The sequence below is a fragment of the Salinivibrio sp. ML323 genome, assembly GCF_001995745.1.
GTDB classification, from domain to species: Bacteria; Pseudomonadota; Gammaproteobacteria; order Enterobacterales; family Vibrionaceae; genus Salinivibrio; species Salinivibrio kushneri.
The window spans coordinates 1-16,988 of sequence record NZ_MUES01000040.1 but is presented as its reverse complement, the minus strand read 5'-3'; the positions used below and the strand labels follow the sequence as shown (position 1 = coordinate 16,988).

At 49.4% G+C, this 16,988-nt stretch carries 15 protein-coding genes; 8 read left to right on the top strand and 7 right to left on the bottom strand.

Annotated elements, in window-relative coordinates:
- Positions 1 to 163 precede the first annotated feature (163 nt).
- Positions 164 to 1,369 carry an MFS transporter gene (locus tag BZG13_RS14410; RefSeq protein ID WP_077487108.1) on the bottom strand — a complete coding sequence of 402 codons (1,206 nt, stop codon included), beginning with the start codon at positions 1,367 to 1,369 and terminating at the stop codon, positions 164 to 166.
- A gap of 70 nt (positions 1,370 to 1,439) precedes the next feature.
- Positions 1,440 to 1,781 (bottom strand): TraR/DksA family transcriptional regulator, encoded by a 342-nt coding sequence (locus BZG13_RS14405; protein ID WP_077459254.1) that lies wholly within the window; start codon positions 1,779 to 1,781, stop codon positions 1,440 to 1,442.
- 271 nt (positions 1,782 to 2,052) lie between these two features.
- On the opposite strand from BZG13_RS14405, the gene BZG13_RS14400 reads away from it, so the two are divergent.
- The 3 genes from BZG13_RS14400 to BZG13_RS14390 all read left to right on the top strand — a co-directional run bounded on the left by BZG13_RS14400 (position 2,053) and on the right by BZG13_RS14390 (position 4,291).
- Positions 2,053 to 3,063, top strand: a complete 1,011-nt coding sequence (locus BZG13_RS14400; protein WP_077487107.1) for a Preprotein translocase subunit SecY — start codon at positions 2,053 to 2,055, stop codon at positions 3,061 to 3,063.
- A 188-nt stretch (positions 3,064 to 3,251) separates the two neighbouring features.
- Positions 3,252 to 3,974 (top strand): AzlC family ABC transporter permease, encoded by a 723-nt coding sequence (locus BZG13_RS14395; RefSeq protein WP_077487106.1) that lies wholly within the window; start codon positions 3,252 to 3,254, stop codon positions 3,972 to 3,974.
- On the top strand, positions 3,971 to 4,291 hold the full coding sequence (locus tag BZG13_RS14390) for an AzlD domain-containing protein (protein WP_077459258.1): 321 nt from the start codon (positions 3,971 to 3,973) through the stop codon (positions 4,289 to 4,291). The genes BZG13_RS14395 and BZG13_RS14390 overlap by 4 nt, the downstream gene beginning before the upstream one ends.
- A gap of 128 nt (positions 4,292 to 4,419) precedes the next feature.
- Here BZG13_RS14390 and BZG13_RS14385 read toward each other — a convergent pair whose 3' ends face one another.
- From BZG13_RS14385 to BZG13_RS14375, 3 genes are all read right to left on the bottom strand, one after another.
- Complete coding sequence (locus BZG13_RS14385; protein ID WP_069362687.1) at positions 4,420 to 4,695, bottom strand: YrhK family protein; 276 nt, start codon at positions 4,693 to 4,695, stop codon at positions 4,420 to 4,422.
- A 54-nt stretch (positions 4,696 to 4,749) separates the two neighbouring features.
- Positions 4,750 to 5,043, bottom strand: a complete 294-nt coding sequence (locus tag BZG13_RS14380; RefSeq protein ID WP_077487105.1) for a DUF3955 domain-containing protein — start codon at positions 5,041 to 5,043, stop codon at positions 4,750 to 4,752.
- An 88-nt stretch (positions 5,044 to 5,131) separates the two neighbouring features.
- Positions 5,132 to 7,015 carry a methyl-accepting chemotaxis protein gene (locus BZG13_RS14375; protein WP_077487104.1) on the bottom strand — a complete coding sequence of 628 codons (1,884 nt, stop codon included), beginning with the start codon at positions 7,013 to 7,015 and terminating at the stop codon, positions 5,132 to 5,134.
- A 371-nt stretch (positions 7,016 to 7,386) separates the two neighbouring features.
- Here BZG13_RS14375 and BZG13_RS14370 point away from each other — a divergent pair, with 371 nt between their 5' ends.
- From BZG13_RS14370 to nrtS, 5 genes are all read left to right on the top strand, one after another.
- Complete coding sequence (locus BZG13_RS14370) at positions 7,387 to 8,931, top strand: DUF3369 domain-containing protein (RefSeq protein WP_077487103.1); 1,545 nt, start codon at positions 7,387 to 7,389, stop codon at positions 8,929 to 8,931.
- Positions 8,932 to 9,149: 218 nt separating this feature from the next.
- Complete coding sequence (locus BZG13_RS14365) at positions 9,150 to 11,108, top strand: sensor histidine kinase (protein WP_077487102.1); 1,959 nt, start codon at positions 9,150 to 9,152, stop codon at positions 11,106 to 11,108.
- Positions 11,109 to 11,123: 15 nt separating this feature from the next.
- Positions 11,124 to 13,082, top strand: coding sequence for a PAS domain-containing sensor histidine kinase (locus BZG13_RS14360; RefSeq protein WP_077487101.1), 1,959 nt, complete (start codon positions 11,124 to 11,126; stop codon positions 13,080 to 13,082).
- 41 nt (positions 13,083 to 13,123) lie between these two features.
- Positions 13,124 to 14,038, top strand: coding sequence for an HD-GYP domain-containing protein (locus BZG13_RS14355; protein ID WP_077487100.1), 915 nt, complete (start codon positions 13,124 to 13,126; stop codon positions 14,036 to 14,038).
- The gene (gene nrtS, locus BZG13_RS14350; RefSeq protein WP_077487099.1) at positions 14,039 to 14,257 is read left to right on the top strand and encodes a nitrate/nitrite transporter NrtS; all 219 of its coding nucleotides are present in this window, start codon (positions 14,039 to 14,041) and stop codon (positions 14,255 to 14,257) included.
- A gap of 50 nt (positions 14,258 to 14,307) precedes the next feature.
- On the opposite strand, the gene betA is transcribed toward nrtS, so the two are convergent.
- Together betA and BZG13_RS14340 are read right to left on the bottom strand one after the other, a co-directional pair.
- Positions 14,308 to 15,999, bottom strand: coding sequence for a choline dehydrogenase (gene betA, locus BZG13_RS14345; protein WP_077487098.1), 1,692 nt, complete (start codon positions 15,997 to 15,999; stop codon positions 14,308 to 14,310).
- Positions 16,000 to 16,108: 109 nt separating this feature from the next.
- Positions 16,109 to 16,843: a FadR/GntR family transcriptional regulator gene (locus BZG13_RS14340; protein WP_077487097.1), complete on the bottom strand. Its 735-nt coding sequence runs from the start codon at positions 16,841 to 16,843 to the stop codon at positions 16,109 to 16,111.
- Between the last annotated feature and the right edge of the window lie 145 nt (positions 16,844 to 16,988).

Below are 16,988 nucleotides of genomic sequence, written 5' to 3'. Positions count from 1 at the left end.
TTTTTAGCCCAACAAAGACTTATTTTTTATAAATCATATAGTTAATCTATGATTGTGATATTTTTGACACAGATTTATTTCATTCTTTTCTTCAGCCCTCTTTTTCGCCTACTTCGGCCATCAGGCAAAGGTCGCTTTCGCACACCACGTTCAGCGCTGCCGTTTATAGGCGTGGATACACAGGCACCAGCAACACGGTAAAGGAGAGAATCAACCCAATCAGGGCATAAATCAGTTGGTTAAGCGTCCAACCGATATCGATAACCATGCCGAACACCCAAGGTGCCAAGGCGGTGGACAGGATCATCATGCCCGTCACCAGAGAACGAATGGCACCAATATGCGAGACCCCGTACATTTCTGCCCATAAGGTATTAATCACCGGATTGGTTGCGCCAATCGCTAAACCGAAAAGGCACATGAAAAGCGGTGCGGCAAGGGTGTGATTAACATTGGCAATCACCATTAGGCCGAGAACAAGTGGAATGGGGATTAAGATAAGCACATTTCGCGACCGGTATTTATCAATCAGGCTGCCGGAGATAACAGAACTCAACCAATGTACGGCCCCGTAAAAGACGAAACTGCCCGCTAATACACCTGGCGTCCACTGTTTGGCTGCCAGAATAAAGTCCTGTTGGATAAATACGCCGGTCACCAAAAACGGCGTCACCAAGGCAATGGGTATGATCATCCAAAAGCGCCAGTCGCGAATCACTTGTCGTCGGCTGGCATCACTGGCTTGGTTTTGATGGTCTGCTTCGATGCGCGTCCGTTTAAGATCGGCTTTTCGGACCAGAAATAGCACCAGTGGTAAAAACACCACTAACAGGGTGGCTCCAATGAATAACCAGCTTTCTCGCCAGCCTAAAAACGCGATCAAGCCAATGACGATTGAGGGTAAAACTACCTCGCCAATGGCGACCCCACTGCCGACTAAGCTAATGGCTTTGCCTTTGTCTTGCTGGGCACGCTTAATCACAGTGGCCTGCGCGATGTGAGGCAAAAAGCCTTGTCCGCAAAACCGCAATAGAAAGAACCCCACCAACAGCCCTATCACACTGTCAACGGAATACATCAGCGCACACGCGATCATCAGTAACATGGCGAAAAAGATCAGGAGTTTATCGACCCGTATACGATCCACCACACCACCAAAGCTAATCACCAACACACTACTGGTCATAGTGGCAATGGCGTAGATCCCGCCGTAGGTGGCATCACTTAATAGCAGCGCCTCTTTAAGACTGCTGCCATACCAGCTGATGAAAAACGATTGGCCAATGTTGCCAAAAAAGATCGACAGAAAGCCAAAAGCAATTAACGGCCATTGGTTTTTTATCAAAATCGCATAAGATCGCGCGAACATATATTCCCATTAATAACTGATATAACCTGGTGGTGGCTCAACGAGTCGTTCTTCTCGAAGGCGCTAATACTCATGCCTGTTTCTCCTCACAGGCCACACAACGTTGTGCGCAAGGATCAATTTCAAGGCGCTTCGGGTTGATCGGTTCGTCACAATCCAGACAAAACCCATAATCCTCATCTTCAATGCGCTTAATGGCTGCTCTAACCTGTAATAAGCGTTCTTTTCGACGCCTCTTTTGTTCAAGCGCCATTTGTTGGCCCTGCATCGCATCCATTCGCGACAAGCGGCCGACACTTTGTTGGTCTAGTGTAACCGTACTATCCGCCCCATTTTGTTCTCCTACCTCTAGTTCAGCCAACAGCTCGGCTTCTAGCGCGGATAACTGAGCATGAAAGTTATTAAGATCCATACCTGAATTCCTTAGCTATCAGTATTTGCCTTAACCAGAGGCTTACTATGACATTTTCCTCTATAGAGAGGAAATCATGCGGCTCGATACTCTCTGATAGTGACTAATAGGCAAATCCTGACTGAGTTGACGATGCTTTTTAGCGCAGGTTGGTGAGGAAGCAGGCATTCATTGGAATTTTCACACCTGCCTAACACACAAATCGGCTGAGATGCGCTAGGCTTTGCGCCCTCTCAATATCACAGACAATAACAACAATATGAATCCAGTCATGTCAGCGCCAACCAAGATGGCGTTACGCTTCCCCAAAGGGCGATTCGCTATGTTAAGTGTGTACAGCTTTACCGGCGCCGCCATTGTGGCTTCTACCATTTTTTCCCTACTGCTTTTTTTATCCCTTGACGATAACCCGCTGATGCAGTGGTTGTTCGGGGCACTGGCAGTGATTTTTGAAGCGGGTAAGTTTTATGCATGGTACGAGTTTGGTGAGCGCCGGGCGCACGGCAACTATGTGGGTGCCTTATCAGCCCTGGCTTTTTATCTCATTTTGGCCTTAATCTCGATTGGCGGCAGTATTGGCGGCATCAATAGTGCCACCAATGCCGCGCAAAGTGAGCAGCGCCAAGCCCAAGCGCAGATTGACGCTTATAACCGGCAAATCAACGCCATCGAGCAACAAATCACGTTGAACAATCAAGCCGCCGAGCGTTATATCGAATTGGATAGAATTGCGACGGGTGTGGCGCGATTACAAAAAGAAAACAACCAATTACGCAAAGAGCAACAGCAGCTCGCGTTAGAGCGCGATAGCTTACCCGCGGTGGCACAGGGATCCATCTTGGGGTTGATTAGCAATCTTGCGAACACCTTGGGCGTCAGTGCCGATCAGGCCCAATCTTGGCTGGTGATTTTTCTCTCTGTGTTGCTCGATGTATTCGCCGCTTTCTTTGTCGGCGTGATTGGTGAAGAGCAGCGTTTCCGCCATTGGTATCGTCACCCACATGCCACACCCCCTACGCCTGTGAACACCAAGGAGTCTTCTCGTGTTAATGAGATAGACACGGAATCCACAACGCCTTCAGAGGTTCCTAACGAGGATGTAGATTCGCCTTATGCCGATATCAAAGCCGCGTTAGCCGCCAAAACGTTACGTTGTAGCAAGAAAGCCGTGATGGCGGAGTATGCACTCAGCCAAGAGGCCGTCGATACCCTATTTACCCACTTACAACAACAGGGATTGGTCGCCAAAAAGCCGAACCACCATTATCACTGGGTGGGTTAAGCCAACAGCGTCAATAGACCGCTGAGTATCATGGCGGGAAGCCCACTTAACTATCCCGTTCTTTGCGACTGCGTAGCGATGTGATACAAACATCTTGTAAGTTTGTTAATCAGTACGTTATCTGATCTTTTAGCACCTTACCGATAAAAACAATTTATAACCAAGCAAATACAACAAAAAGGTGATCTATGCATAAGGCTGCACAAGAGGTGCATGCGCCTGAGGCATCACTATGGCGCGCATTGGGCGATGTTAGTCCGCTGTGCCTCGCCGTCCTGCCTTGGGGGATACTCTGCGGTTCATTAGGGCTGCAAATGGGATTCAGTGCGCTGCAAACACAAGCCATGTCATTACTGGTTTTTGCAGGGGCGGTACAGTTGTCTGGCACCATGATGGTGGGCAATGCGGCAGGCTTGCCAGCGGTGCTCGGTTCCACACTGGTGATTAGCGCACGGCACCTTCTCTATGGTGCCCACTTTCGTCAGTACATCACTCCCTTGCCGCTTAAATGGCGTCTCGGCCTCGGCTTTTTACTGACCGATGAAATGTATGCGCTTTCAACCGCACACACCAGCAAACATGGTAGATTTTCTAAACACTACGCCCTCTATACGGGCGCCGCGTTTTATATCGGTTGGAACCTTGCCACCTTGGCGGGGATTCTGGCGGGCTCTCAGCTGAAAGCTTTGGAAGCCATCGGGCTCGACTTTGCCATTGCGGCCACCTTTATCGCCCTGACCGTACCCAGTATAAAAAACCGTCCCGTGCTACTTTGTGCCTTGGCAAGCGGTATCAGTATGCTGCTGTTCACCTATTACCACATCCCTAACGCATTAATCATTGCAACTGGCGTAGGTATGGTCACAGGTCTAATGGCTGAATCGTTACCGACACGGAGGGCAGCAACATGAGTTACTGGTTAATCATCGTCGCCATGGCGCTGATCACCTTCTCAGTGCGTTATCTGCTGCTGGCGCGTAGCATCCCTGTGCGCATTGGTCCGCGGTTGCAACGACTCCTTACCTACTCTGCACCGGCGGTTCTAACCGCGCTATGGGTACCGATTGTCTTCTTTCCCGAGGATAAGCTGGCTATTTCGACCACCAATCCTTATTTACTGGGTGCTTTAGTCGCGATCGGTTTAGCCTGTACCCGTCTATCGACCTTATTAGTGGTCGGACTATCGATTAGCTTTTTTGTCGCCCTTCAGCTCTGGGTTCTGGGGTAAATAGCGATAACAAACCAACCAATGCGATGCCACCATAGCAAGAGGCAGGGTCATCACCCTGCCTCTTGGGTTTATTCGCCTCTTGGCTCAGAGGCTAATGAATTTATAATTGATTGAGTAACCGTTGGTTATGCTGTGTTCTGCGCCCGTTGTTGCACGCGCGAGACATGGACTAGGCCCATCAATTTGATACTCGGCTTCAGTAACAATTGCGCGCTACCCACAATAAACAACCATGTTCCGCTTTCTATTAACGCATCATTGAGAAAAAAGAAGCTCCCGATCAAAAACCAAATCGCAATTAGCAAATCGTTAAATGCCCCCAACGCTTCATAGCGACGCTGGATCACCAAGTGCTTATTACCAATATCAATATCCAGTTCTGGGCCATTGCGCTGTATCATCTTGCCTCCTCTGGACCTTGGTATTAACAATCAGGCGTTAAATGGTTTGTGGCATTAACAATCAAGGTGTTGCCGTTTAATGCCTAGCATGGTTATCACCATGTTGACAACAAACATGACCGCACTCAATCCTAAAAACAACCAGGCTAGCGGGATGAATGCGAACGGTTCGTTTGGACTGCCGTTGGCAGCAATGTGCGGCGTGGAAAGGTTGAAGGCGAGCAGGCAACCCGTGCCGATGAGGAAGAGGATAAACGAGGTACGAAAGTGTCGCAGTAGGGTTAACATAAAACCTTTTTCTGTTGCTTCAGTATCCTTTAAGACTGAGCACCACAGCAAAAGTTCCATTCCTCTCACATTTTTTTTCAAAAAAACCGCTACCTTGCATGATGCGTGGGTAGCGGCTGATTCATTTAGCGTCTTGGTCGACGGTGCATCAAAGCTTGTACGTCGATACCTTGTCGCTCAGCTGTGTTGCCTGACTACGCAGATTATCCGCCTCTTGCGAGGTATCGTTAGCACTGCTTACCAAGTGCTCAGACACATCTTTGATGGAGGTGATGTTTTGTGTGATTTCACTTGTCACATGGGTTTGCTCTTCTGCCGCGGTCGCGATCTGCGTCGCCATATCACTGATCTGATTGACCGCTGCATCAATCTCACTCAGAGCTGCCGTGGCTTTATCCACATCAGACACAGAATCGCCCGCCAACACTGAGCTGCTTTCCATGGTCGATACCGCGCTTGCCGTCGTGGTTTGCAACGTCTCAATCGTGGATTTAATTTCTTCGGTCGAGGCATGGGTACGCTGCGACAAAATACGCACCTCGTCAGCGACGACGGCAAAGCCTCGCCCTTGCTCACCCGCACGCGCTGCCTCAATGGCCGCGTTGAGTGCAAGCAAGTTGGTTTGCTCCGCAATCCCTTGAATGGTCGACAGTACCGTCGAAATCTCCTGCGAGTGTTTATCTAGTTCGGCAACAATAGTGCTGGCTTGTTTCAACTCATCCGACAACCGAGTGATCGATGTTTTGGTATTTTCAACCACCGCACGCCCATTATCCGTGCTCGCGGTCGATTCTTGCGCCGTATTCGCGGTGTGTTCAGCATGCGAGGCGATCTCTTGTGTCGCAGAGGCCAACTCGGTGACGGCGGTGGCCACCATGGTCACTTCTTGCTGCTGCTGATTAATGTCATCCACGTTGCGGCGTGCCCGTTCCGTACTGCTGTCCGACTGCGACGTGAGTTGGTCGGCTTGCTCGCGAATATGGCTAATCAACTGATGCATACTCCCCACAAAGGTGTTGAAATTTTTCGCCAGTTGCCCCACTTCATCTTCACTTTCAACGTCAATGCGTTGAGTCAGATCACCGCTACCATGGGCAATTTGCTCGAGGGCATTAGAGACATTGGTCAACGGTCTAAATAGAATATTCACCAGCAGATTGAACAGCAGCGTACAGGCAATCACCACTGCAATTGTCACCGCAATTTGCCCCCAGACTGCATCAAACAGTGGCGCGACTAAGGAGTCATAGTTAATCACGGTGACAGTGATTAACCCGGTCTCTTTGATGGGTTTGGCATATACCACACTTTCTTCCCCACCCACGTCGGCCATCACACTTTCACCGGAATTCATGGCGGACTTCACCGTACTAAAAGACAAGCCTAGCTGGTTAATTGGCTCCTTGAGTAAGTCGGTGTTCGCGTGGGTAAAAATATTGCCTTCGCTGTTGGCGATAAACATATAGCCATTACCCGGCAAGATCACCTTCTCGAGACCTTCGATAATGTCACCAATTTCAACATCCGCCCCGAGTACCAAGGTGTCGCCGTTGAACTGGAGCGCTTTACCTAACGACACCACATTGGCGCCGGTTGCCGCTGCAACCGTCGGGTTATCCATAAACACACTCGACGGGTCCGCTTTGGCGTTGATATACCAACCCCACTTACGCGGATCGTCATTACCCGGCGGTAGTACAACGCCATTCGCGTTATCCTGGCTGCCATCTGGGTAGGCGAGGAAGACGTTGTCAAAGCCACCCGCATCGCGCACTTGCTTAAGGTGGGTGACCATATTGTTCTCATCGGCCTCGCTGGTCAGTGAGATCATCGCACGCTCTTTTGAAGCAACCCAGTCAGACACATATTGATTGTATGATGCCGTGGTACTTTCCAGCCGCTGTGCCACTTCGGTGTCCAACCGGGCAAGTGATGCACGAAACGATAACGCTTCAACGAGCAAACCACCGATAATGATGGCCACACTCGCCGACAGCGCGAGCTTGTGTTTGAGGGAGAGTTTTTTAAACATAACTGCCTTGTTTGTCTGTCATAGTGTTTTAATAATGATTTTAGTAAAACAGCCTTAGTTGCCACCCGCAAAATAAGCGCCATACAACTGATAGGTATATCACAACAATTGTGTAAGAGAATTACTCAAGCTGTTGTCAACAGGCGATAAAATAACCAAGGTTATGCAACGCCTCTGGCGTTAAGCCTCTAGGCAACGGCTTGTCAATGCCAAGGCTAGCAGCCCAGTTAGCTCAGATACTGCGCCAGATCAGAGAACGGTAACAAACCCAAGGAAAGTCACTTAACTATCAATCACTCCCTCCTCGCAACTTTGAAAGTCCTAAACTACGCTTTAACTAACTGAGATAAACGCGAATAGGGGCGAAGTGAATGGACTTGTTTGCAGATCAACGTGACGGCGCATCTCCCAAGCCTCATGAGACCAATTCAGCATCTGGTGCAGCGCCATGGCGTATACTGCTGATTGATGACGATGATCTGATGCATGAAGTCACACGGCTTGCGCTAACGGGGTTCACGTTTCAAGGACGTCCTCTAGAAATTCTATCGGCTCTGTCTGGGCAGGAAGCTAGAGAGATTCTCGAAAAAGAAGCTGATATTGCGCTCGCATTGGTTGATGTAGTCATGGAAACCGAACATGCGGGCTTAGACTTAGTTCGCTACATACGCGACGAGAAAAATGACCACGTGATCCGCTTGGTATTGCGCACCGGACAAGCCGGCCAAGCACCAGAAGATCGGGTGATCCGCGAATACGACATTGATGATTACAAAGAAAAAACGGAACTGACAACCCAGAAGCTCAAAACCCTGCTTTATTCGATGCTCCGCTCTTATCGTGACTTGTGCATGATTGAGGAGCAAAAACAGGGGCTCAAACGGGTGATTGAGGCCTCTGCAAACGTACAGAACACCACCAATTTGCAACACTATGCCACCGCGGTGTTGGAGCAATTAACCTCTCTCCTTCACATTCATGACTCCGCGTTTTATTGCGTGGTACAACCGCGACCCGGTGCTGAAGAGTCACGTGCGCTGACGTTGGCGGCGACGGGAGAATACGTGGACTGTTACAGTGAGTGTGCGTTTGAGAAGTTACCTAAAATCGTCTCAGAGCGATGCCAGCAAGCACTCGATGAACAACAAAGCATTCAGTTTGAGAATGGCTTTGTCCTTTTTCATCGCGACGATGAAGATGTCGAGTTTTTATTGTACGTCAATCATGCCACAACGCTCTCTGAGCTGGACCAACAGCTGCTTAAGATCTATATGCAGAATATAGGCCTAACATTCGAAAACTTAAGCCTTATGGTCGATTTGCGTGAGACCTCGAAAGAATTGGTCTACAACCTAGCCAATGCAGTCGAAGCGCGCAGTAAAGAAACCGGTGCCCATGTGCAACGGGTGTCTTTGTTCTGTGAAAAGTTAGGCCAACTCTATGGTCTGGACGAGCACAAAACCATGCTGCTCAAACACGGCTCCCCACTTCATGATGTCGGTAAAGTCGCTATCCCAGACGCGATTTTACACAAGCCGGGAAAACTCGATGCGGATGAATGGGAAACGATGAAAAAGCATGTCGAATACGGCGTCGAAATTCTCAGCCACTCCAAACGGCGCTTGATCGTCGAAGCCAAAGAGATTGCTGCCACCCACCACGAGAAATGGGACGGAACGGGTTACCCCAATCACCTCGAAGGCGAATCCATTCCAATTAGTGGCCGAATTTCAGCACTGGCCGATGTATTCGATGCCCTTGGCTCAAAGCGATCGTACAAGGAAGCATGGACGGATGATGATATTCGCCAAGAGCTGATCGCCCAGCGCGGCAAGCATTTTGAGCCCAAACTGGTCGATTTACTCCTTGAGCATTGGGACGACTTTATCGCTATTCGTGCTGAATACCCAGATTAGCCATGACCCTTAACGGGCCTTTTATGATCACTTTTTATTTCAGAGGCGTTTCGCGGCGCGACGTCAGTTATTCGTCTGCCTACGCCATCACGGTGTACAACCATGGTGACACCTCATCCATGCTATAAATCACGCGCCCTGGACACTACTCTTCACGGTGAGAGCCGTTTTTTCTTCTACACTTACCGTATCCGCAACGACTTACGCGCTTAACACGTATGAGCCGAAACCAAAAGTTTGATGACAGCATTCGTAATCCGTTCTTCAGTTTGGTGGGAAGACGCATTTTGCTGATCATGATTTTGCTCAGTGGCTTTTTCACCATTTTTACCACCTTGCTGCAAACTTATTGGGATTACGATGAGGCTTTTGACCGAGTAGATAGCCGACACTATGAAATTGAGCACGTTCATGCCGAATTACTCGCCAGCTCGCTTTGGATTTATGACTTAACCAGTGTTCAAGAGCGCATTGACGGGCTGATCAATCTCCCCCATGTCGACTACCTAGCGGTGCGCTCGGAAAACTATTTGTTTGAAGCGGGCTCACCGTTAGAGGTGAGCAAAATGGTTAACGAGTATCCATTGCAATACGACGACCCAGATACAGGAAACACCCAGCGGATTGGTACTATCTACGTCGAGTCCAACACCAATGCTATCTATAATGACTTGGTACAACGCTTTTGTATCACACTGCTATTGAACGCGATAAAAACACTCATGGTGTGTTACCTCATTTTATTGGTATTCCACCATACCGTCAGCCAACGCGTGTTTAAAGTGGCGCAGTTTTTACGTCAGTACAATCCACTTGACCCTAAAGAAGAGACGCTCACCCTCCCCCGTAAGCGCTATATCATGGAAAAAGAAGACGAACTCGACTGGCTGGCGGCCGAAACCAATAAAATCACCCAAAATATGTCAACGCTCTACCGCAATATTATGCTCGAGCGCGAGCGCTTAGCTGACTTTACCCATGTTTCTTCAGATTGGCTGTGGGAAACCGACGCCGACCTCAAGTTGACCTTTTGCTCTGAGCCGATGCGCTTAGCATTTGACCTTAATCCTAACCAATATCCGCACCTTGACAAGTTACTTCCTACTGTCGGTTGTCATCAGTTTATGGCCAATCTTCACCGACAACAGGACTTTTCGATGTGTGAGGAGATCGTACCCGTTGAGGGTGAAAGCCGTTATTTTGTCTTTCAAGCGCTTGCCCATCACGGTATTGATGGCTTTCGCGGGTTTAGAGGCACGGGCATCGATATCACCGCGCTCAAAACGGCCCAGTTTGAACTGGAAACATTGAACCATAACTTGGAAGAAACCGTTGATGAGCGAACCCGTGAACTTCAAGAGAGTATGGAACACTTAAAAGCGGCGCAAGAACAACTGGTCGAGTCGGAAAAGCTTGCGGCACTCGGGAGCTTAGTGGCAGGGGTGGCGCATGAAGTCAACACACCTTTAGGCATTGCGGTCACCGCCTCGTCAGTGATTAAAGATATCACCCACACGCTCAACCAGGCCTTTGAGGAACAAACGTTAACCAGCACACAGTTTGCTTCTTTGATCAAACAAGTGAACGACAGCGTAGTCATGCTGGAACATAACCTCAAGCGTGCGACCCATCTTATTCGTGACTTTAAACAAACCGCCGTCGATCAAGTGTCAGAAACGCTCACCGAATTTGATGTCAAACAAACACTAGACGCACTGGTTGCGAGCTTACATCCAGAAACCCGTAAAATTCCGGTGGCTCCCGAGGTCAGCGGAGAGCGTGGCATACTCATGTATAGCTTACCCGGCGTCGTTACCCAAGTGATCTCTAACCTCGTCATGAATAGCATCAACCATGCCTTTGACGAGACGGATAACCCGACAATCACGATCGAATTTGAAAGGCAAGAAGACCACCTCTACCTTTGCTATCAAGACAATGGCTGCGGTATCGAGCCATCCCTTCACCACCGAATTTTTGAACCCTTTTATACCAGTAAACGGGGACGTGGTGGCTCAGGGCTCGGCCTCAATTTGGTCTTTAATCTCGTCAAGCAAAAGCTAGGCGGCGAACTGCAATTTGAATCATCGCCCGGGCAAGGCGTCAAGTTTATGTTTTTGATCCCATTAAGTTTATCCAGCGAAGCAACACGGTACGCCAGTGAGAGTAAAGATTAAGGTAATGGATATCGAATGGAAAAACTAGAAAGGTTTGAACAGGGGCTCAAGCACCCGCTTTTCAGTATTGTTGGCCGCCGAATCATTCTGCTGATGGTCTTACTCAGCAGTTTTTTTACCATATTGACCACGCTACTGCAGCTATCATGGGATTATGAGGAAGCTTTCGACCATGTTGACCGCCGCCATGCGGAAATTCAAAATGTCCATGCCGACTTAATCGCATCGTCTTTGTGGGTGTTCGACCTTGTTAGCGCACAAAACCGGCTGGATGGGCTGGTTAATCTGCCTTATATCGATTACCTCTCGATTGAATTTGACGGTGTCGTGCTCGATGCGGGGAAGCCACTCACCACCACCAGCGTGGACAGTCAAGCGGAACTCAGTTATTTCCATCCCGACACTGATCGCCGGATTCATCTCGGCACCCTACGCGTAAAATCTGACGCGCAAAAAATCTATGATCTCTTACTGCAACAGTTTGTTGTCACCCTCCTACTCAACGGGGTCAAAACCCTGATTGTTTGCTCGCTGATTTTATGGGTCTTCCATCAAAGCGTCAGCCAACGCGTGTTTGCGATTGCCAAACACTTGTCTCATTTTGACCCTGTGGAGCCCATCCACGAGCCATTGCAGTTGACACATCGAAAGTTGATTATGGAAAAAAGCGATGAACTCGACTGGCTGGCGGAGGAAACCAATAAAATCACTTTACGCATGACCAACCTCTATAAGAATATCGCGTTAGAACAGGCGCGATTGTCGGATTTCACTAACGCCGCTTCAGATTGGTTGTGGGAAACCGATGCCACGCAGCGACTGACATTTTGCTCTGAAGCGATGCAAGTCGCGCTCGCGATTTCGGTCGAAAACCACCCTAAGGTAAAGTCAGTTCCCGTACTGAGCCACTGCACATCACTGATACACTGTTTGGACACATGCGATGATTTCACCATGTGCGAAGAAAAAATCACCTTGGGAAAACACACCTACTATTTTGTGTTTCAAGGGATAGCACATTTCACTGGTCAAGGCTTCACGGGTTTTCGCGGCACCGCGATTGATATCACTGAGCTTAAAACGACCCAGTTGGAACTCGAACAACTGAATCAGAGTTTAGAAGCGACCGTTGACGCGCGAACCCAGGATCTCGCGCAGAGTATGGAGAACCTTAAAGCTGCGCAAACTCAACTGGTGGAGTCCGAAAAACTCGCCGCGCTGGGGAGCTTAGTCGCCGGCGTCGCGCACGAAGTGAACACCCCCCTGGGTATCGCGGTGACGGCTAATTCAGTGATCAAAGACGCGGTTTCCACACTAAACAGCGCATTCGAGCAAAAAACCTTGACCAGTGAGCAGTATTCGGCCGTGATGAAGCAGGTCACGGATGGCACGAATATGCTGGAAACCAACCTCAATCGTGCGGCACGATTAGTGCGTGATTTCAAGCAAACAGCGGTCGACCAAGTGTCTGAAAGTCGAAGTCAGTTCCGTCCGGTGCAAACGCTTGAAGCATTAATGGGGAGTTTGCGCCCCGAAACGAAAAAAGTGCCGGTGGCACCGATTATCGAAGGTGACCCTCATCTTGCCATGAGTAGCCTGCCTGGGGTGCTGACCCAAGTTATCTCCAACTTAGTGATGAACAGTGTCCGCCATGCCTTTGAAGGTATTCCCGAGCCGGACATAAAGATTCATATCGCCGATAAAGGCGAGACCGTAGAAATCCGCTATACCGATAATGGCGTCGGGGTTGCGCCCGAACTTCACCAACGTATTTTTGAGCCCTTCTATACCAGTTCACGCGGTAAAGGCGGTTCAGGGCTCGGCCTTAATCTCGTGTTCAATCTGGTACACCAAAAACTGCAGGGAAAACTTCATTTCGATTCTAATATCAATCAAGGGGTTACCGTGGTGCTCAGCCTGCCTAAGTTTTTGACAGAAACATCCGCGCCGCAAACTGAAAGTTCTACCGGGTAGTCCCTGTCTACTCATAAAGGCGCACAACAAAGGATATAACGATGCAATGGTTAACAAAGTGGTTTCGTTCCGATGTGGATAGTGTTCAAACACAGCGCTTGTTTCAAAGCCTATTAACACTGGCGTGGACCGTTGAGGCAAAAGACCCCTACACAGGCGGCCACCTTTGGCGGGTATCTCAGTTTGCATCAGCGGTCGCAAAAGCAGAACGGTGGTCGAAAGAAGAGCAGGCCATCGCGACCCTAGGTGGCTTTTTGCACGACTTAGGCAAAGTCAGTGTCCCTGATTCCATCTTAAAGAAAACAGATAAGCTGACCGATGACGAATTTGCCATCATCCAGAGTCACCCCAATGAGGGGATGTATATCTTGGAAGGCCATCCATTAGGGCCCATTGTGCGCAACGCCGTCGGGTTACACCACGAACGGGTCGATGGCCGAGGATACCCCAACAAATTATCCGGTGATGCCATTCCTGCAGAGGCCAAGCTTATCGCGATTTGTGATGCCTTTGATGCCATGACCAGCCACCGTCCTTATCGACAAGCCATGCACAAACAAAAAGCGATTGACATTGTCGAAGAGAATCTTGGCAGCCAGTTTGATACATCAATCGGGCAACGGTTTGTCAACCTCGCCAAAGCGGGCGAATTTGACGCCATCATTGCGCATACCGATGAAGGGATCCCCCTGCATCACTGCCCGACATGCGGCCCGACGATCACTCGTTATCGTGATGATGCGCCAGGGCAACTTCTTCATTGCCCACTTTGCTTACAGCAAGCAAAACTGGTCATCACAGACAACACATACGACTTAGAACCCACTGGTGTCCAGATTCCCGCCTCACAACAACGACGAAGACCTGATACGGGCCTGATTAAACGCGTTATCCAACAGACAATTTCCACCCTCCCCACGCAGGCACTGCTTGAACGTGCTGAGGGTGGACGTTAAATGAAACAACTCTTTAGGRCGTTAATTCAACCCAGCGTAGCGCTCAATGCACTCAAAATCGCATTGGTAGTCGGCACTGTACTCAATGTGATTAATCAGGGGGAGGCTATTTGGGGCGAGGCAGACTTACGTATAGGTCACGCACTACTCAACTATCTAGTGCCTTATTGCGTTGCCAGCTATAGTGCGGCTAAACACCAGCTAGATAAACAAAAATAATAAAGAGCCAGCACGAGACTGGCTCTTGTCGTTAACGCGTACACGGGGAATTAGGCCAGCGCCACGTCCTCTTCCGGTACCGGCGCATGGTCTGGAAGGTAGCGGTAGTATTCCGCATCTTTCGCCGGCGAAAGGGTATGCCCCATGATCATATCAGCCGCTTTCTCTGCCACCATAATGGTCGGTGCGTACAAGTTGCCATTGGTGATTGCAGGGAACACGGAGGCATCCACCACACGCAAGTTATTCACGCCATGGACGTTCAGCGATTCATCCACCACGGCCATCTCGTCACTCGCCAAGCCCATTTTACAGGTACAGCTTGGGTGGTAAGCACTTTCCCCTTCTCGAGCCACAAAATCGAGGATTTCCTGATCCGTCTGTGCCTCGCTGCCCGGCGAAAGCTCTTTACCCCGCAGATGATCAAAGGCCGGCTGGGCAATGATATCGCGAGAGACACGGATCGCTTCAACCCACTCTTTACGCTCTTGTGGCGTAGAGAGATAGTTAAAGAAGATTTCTGGCTTCTCATCTGGGTTGGTGCTACGAATTTTCACGTGGCCACGCACATCGGTATTCATAGGCCCCACATGCAATTGGAAACCATGTCCTTTGTTCGGTGCCGAGCCATCATAACGGATCGCCAGTGGCAAAAAGTGGAACTGCAGGTTCGGATACGCCACCTCATCATTACCACGTACAAAACCACCCGCTTCAAAATGATTGGTGGCGGCGGCCCCTTTACGACGGAACAGCCAATCAAAACCAATTTTCGGTTGATTGTGGAACTTAAGCGCGGGATACATGCTAACCGGCTCTTTACATTCATACTGCACGTAAAGCTCCAGGTGATCTTGCAAGTTTTCCCCCACCCCAGGCAGGTGATGAACAGGCTTGATCCCTAAATTTTTCAACATGGTTTCGTCACCTACACCAGAAAGTTGCAGTAGTTTGGGCGAGTTAATCGCGCCACCACAGCTGATGACTTCTGCGCCATAGGCGGTTTTCTTCCGTCCCCACTTGCGGTATTCCACACCAATCGCCGTTTTGCCCTCAAACAAAACCTTATCAGTGGTCGCGCCGGTGATCACCGTCAGGTTCTTACGGTTCATCACTGGGTGTAAGTACGCCCGCGCCGCACTATGACGACGACCTTGGTAGATATTTTGGTCGAAAATACCAAAGCCTTCTTGCTGATAACCATTCACGTCATCGGTCAATGGATAATCCGCTTGTTGCGTCGCGTCAAAGAACGCACTAAATAGAGGGTTATCACATTGTGCAGTTTCAATTGCCAGCGGCCCATTGTTGCCATGATAGTCATCTTGGCCTTTTAATCGCGTTTCACACTTGCGGAAATACGGCAGGCAATGGGCATAATCCCATTTTTTTAACCCGTGCTCGTTGGCCCATTTTTCATAGTCCAACGCGTTGCCGCGGATATAAATCATGCCGTTGATGCTACTGCTGCCCCCAAGCACTTTACCACGCGGTTGCGCGATACGGCGGTTATGCATATTCGGCTCAGGCTCGGATTCATACAACCAGTTATAGGTGCTGTCTGTGAGCAAATAAGTTAATGCGGCAGGCATGTGGATCCGAAAGTCCAGCCGATAATCTGGTCGTCCTGCCTCGAGTAGCAATACCTTGTTATCTGGGTTAGCACTTAAACGGTTCGCCAGAACACAGCCTGCCGAGCCCGCGCCGACAATGATATAGTCGTAATTTTGTTGCTGTCCCATAAAACCTCCAAATTTTGTCCTTCCCGTGTGCAGGGCATCAGCCCGGAACAGTCGCAACACAGGTAATGGGTATGATTGTGTAGAGGTTTCCTTTTTGAAATTTTTATAATTAGCTTGATGCTTGTGCATCAATGCATTGTTGTAGCAACCGATAGTGGTGGCTAATCGTTGCTTGCGCCTTAAACGGCTCGGCAGCGATAATGTGGTTAACGGTCTGTTGCCAGTTTTCCACGGTTTGGCGACGATAATCCGCCGCCTGATAAAGGGCGTAATCGTGCGAACTAAACCCTTGCTGGATAGCATGCATCACCCATTCAAAAATCGGGTTGCCTGACATTGCAGCAATCAACAGGTTGAGTGCGCGATCCAGCTCGCCCAAGCGATCCAAATCCGGATTCTCTTCAGCGGCAAGAGCCGCAAGCTCTGTGACATATTCACCAAGCTGTTTTTTCTGCGACTCGGTACCACGACTAATGGCAAGTAACACCAGGCTTTGATCGACCGTTTCACGAAACTCTGCGACCTTATCCGCTTGTACATGGCTTTGTTTTAGAAACAGCGCCAATGATTCACTGATGTTATGCACATCAACCTGACGGACGACCGCCCCACCTTTTTGCCCCTTACGGATTTCAATTAAGCCTTTTTGCTTGAGTGATTGAATGGCCTCACGCACCACGCCACGCCCTGYTCCAAACTGTTGCTGAAGCTCTCGCTCACTGGGCAGTTTGTCGCCAGGTTTTAGCGCCTCGGACAGAATCGCCGATTCGATTTGCAATGCCACATCTTCACTCGCTCGGCCCATTTGCACCGGATGAAAAAGGCTACTGGTGGATGTCGTCATGGTTACCTCTCCGCATTTGGTAGTACCAAACTAGCAATTTTTGCATTATGAAGTCAAATTCCGTCTTTAACCCTTCTTTTGGTACGACCATTCCATACCATCAGTAAGACTAATATCTTATTGATATAACTGATAAAAATAAAAA

Bases quoted from the DNA above. Each gene is read 5' to 3' on its own strand.
- BZG13_RS14410 (WP_077487108.1), bottom strand. From the start codon at position 1,369: ATGTTCGCGCGATCTTATGCGATTTTGATAAAAAACCAATGGCCGTTA.
- BZG13_RS14405 (WP_077459254.1), bottom strand. From the start codon at position 1,781: ATGGATCTTAATAACTTTCATGCTCAGTTATCCGCGCTAGAAGCCGAG.
- BZG13_RS14400 (WP_077487107.1), top strand. From the start codon at position 2,053: ATGTCAGCGCCAACCAAGATGGCGTTACGCTTCCCCAAAGGGCGATTC.
- BZG13_RS14395 (WP_077487106.1), top strand. From the start codon at position 3,252: ATGCATAAGGCTGCACAAGAGGTGCATGCGCCTGAGGCATCACTATGG.
- BZG13_RS14390 (WP_077459258.1), top strand. From the start codon at position 3,971: ATGAGTTACTGGTTAATCATCGTCGCCATGGCGCTGATCACCTTCTCA.
- BZG13_RS14385 (WP_069362687.1), bottom strand. From the start codon at position 4,695: ATGATACAGCGCAATGGCCCAGAACTGGATATTGATATTGGTAATAAG.
- BZG13_RS14380 (WP_077487105.1), bottom strand. From the start codon at position 5,043: ATGGAACTTTTGCTGTGGTGCTCAGTCTTAAAGGATACTGAAGCAACA.
- BZG13_RS14375 (WP_077487104.1), bottom strand. From the start codon at position 7,015: ATGTTTAAAAAACTCTCCCTCAAACACAAGCTCGCGCTGTCGGCGAGT.
- BZG13_RS14370 (WP_077487103.1), top strand. From the start codon at position 7,387: ATGGACTTGTTTGCAGATCAACGTGACGGCGCATCTCCCAAGCCTCAT.
- BZG13_RS14365 (WP_077487102.1), top strand. From the start codon at position 9,150: ATGAGCCGAAACCAAAAGTTTGATGACAGCATTCGTAATCCGTTCTTC.
- BZG13_RS14360 (WP_077487101.1), top strand. From the start codon at position 11,124: ATGGAAAAACTAGAAAGGTTTGAACAGGGGCTCAAGCACCCGCTTTTC.
- BZG13_RS14355 (WP_077487100.1), top strand. From the start codon at position 13,124: ATGCAATGGTTAACAAAGTGGTTTCGTTCCGATGTGGATAGTGTTCAA.
- betA (WP_077487098.1), bottom strand. From the start codon at position 15,999: ATGGGACAGCAACAAAATTACGACTATATCATTGTCGGCGCGGGCTCG.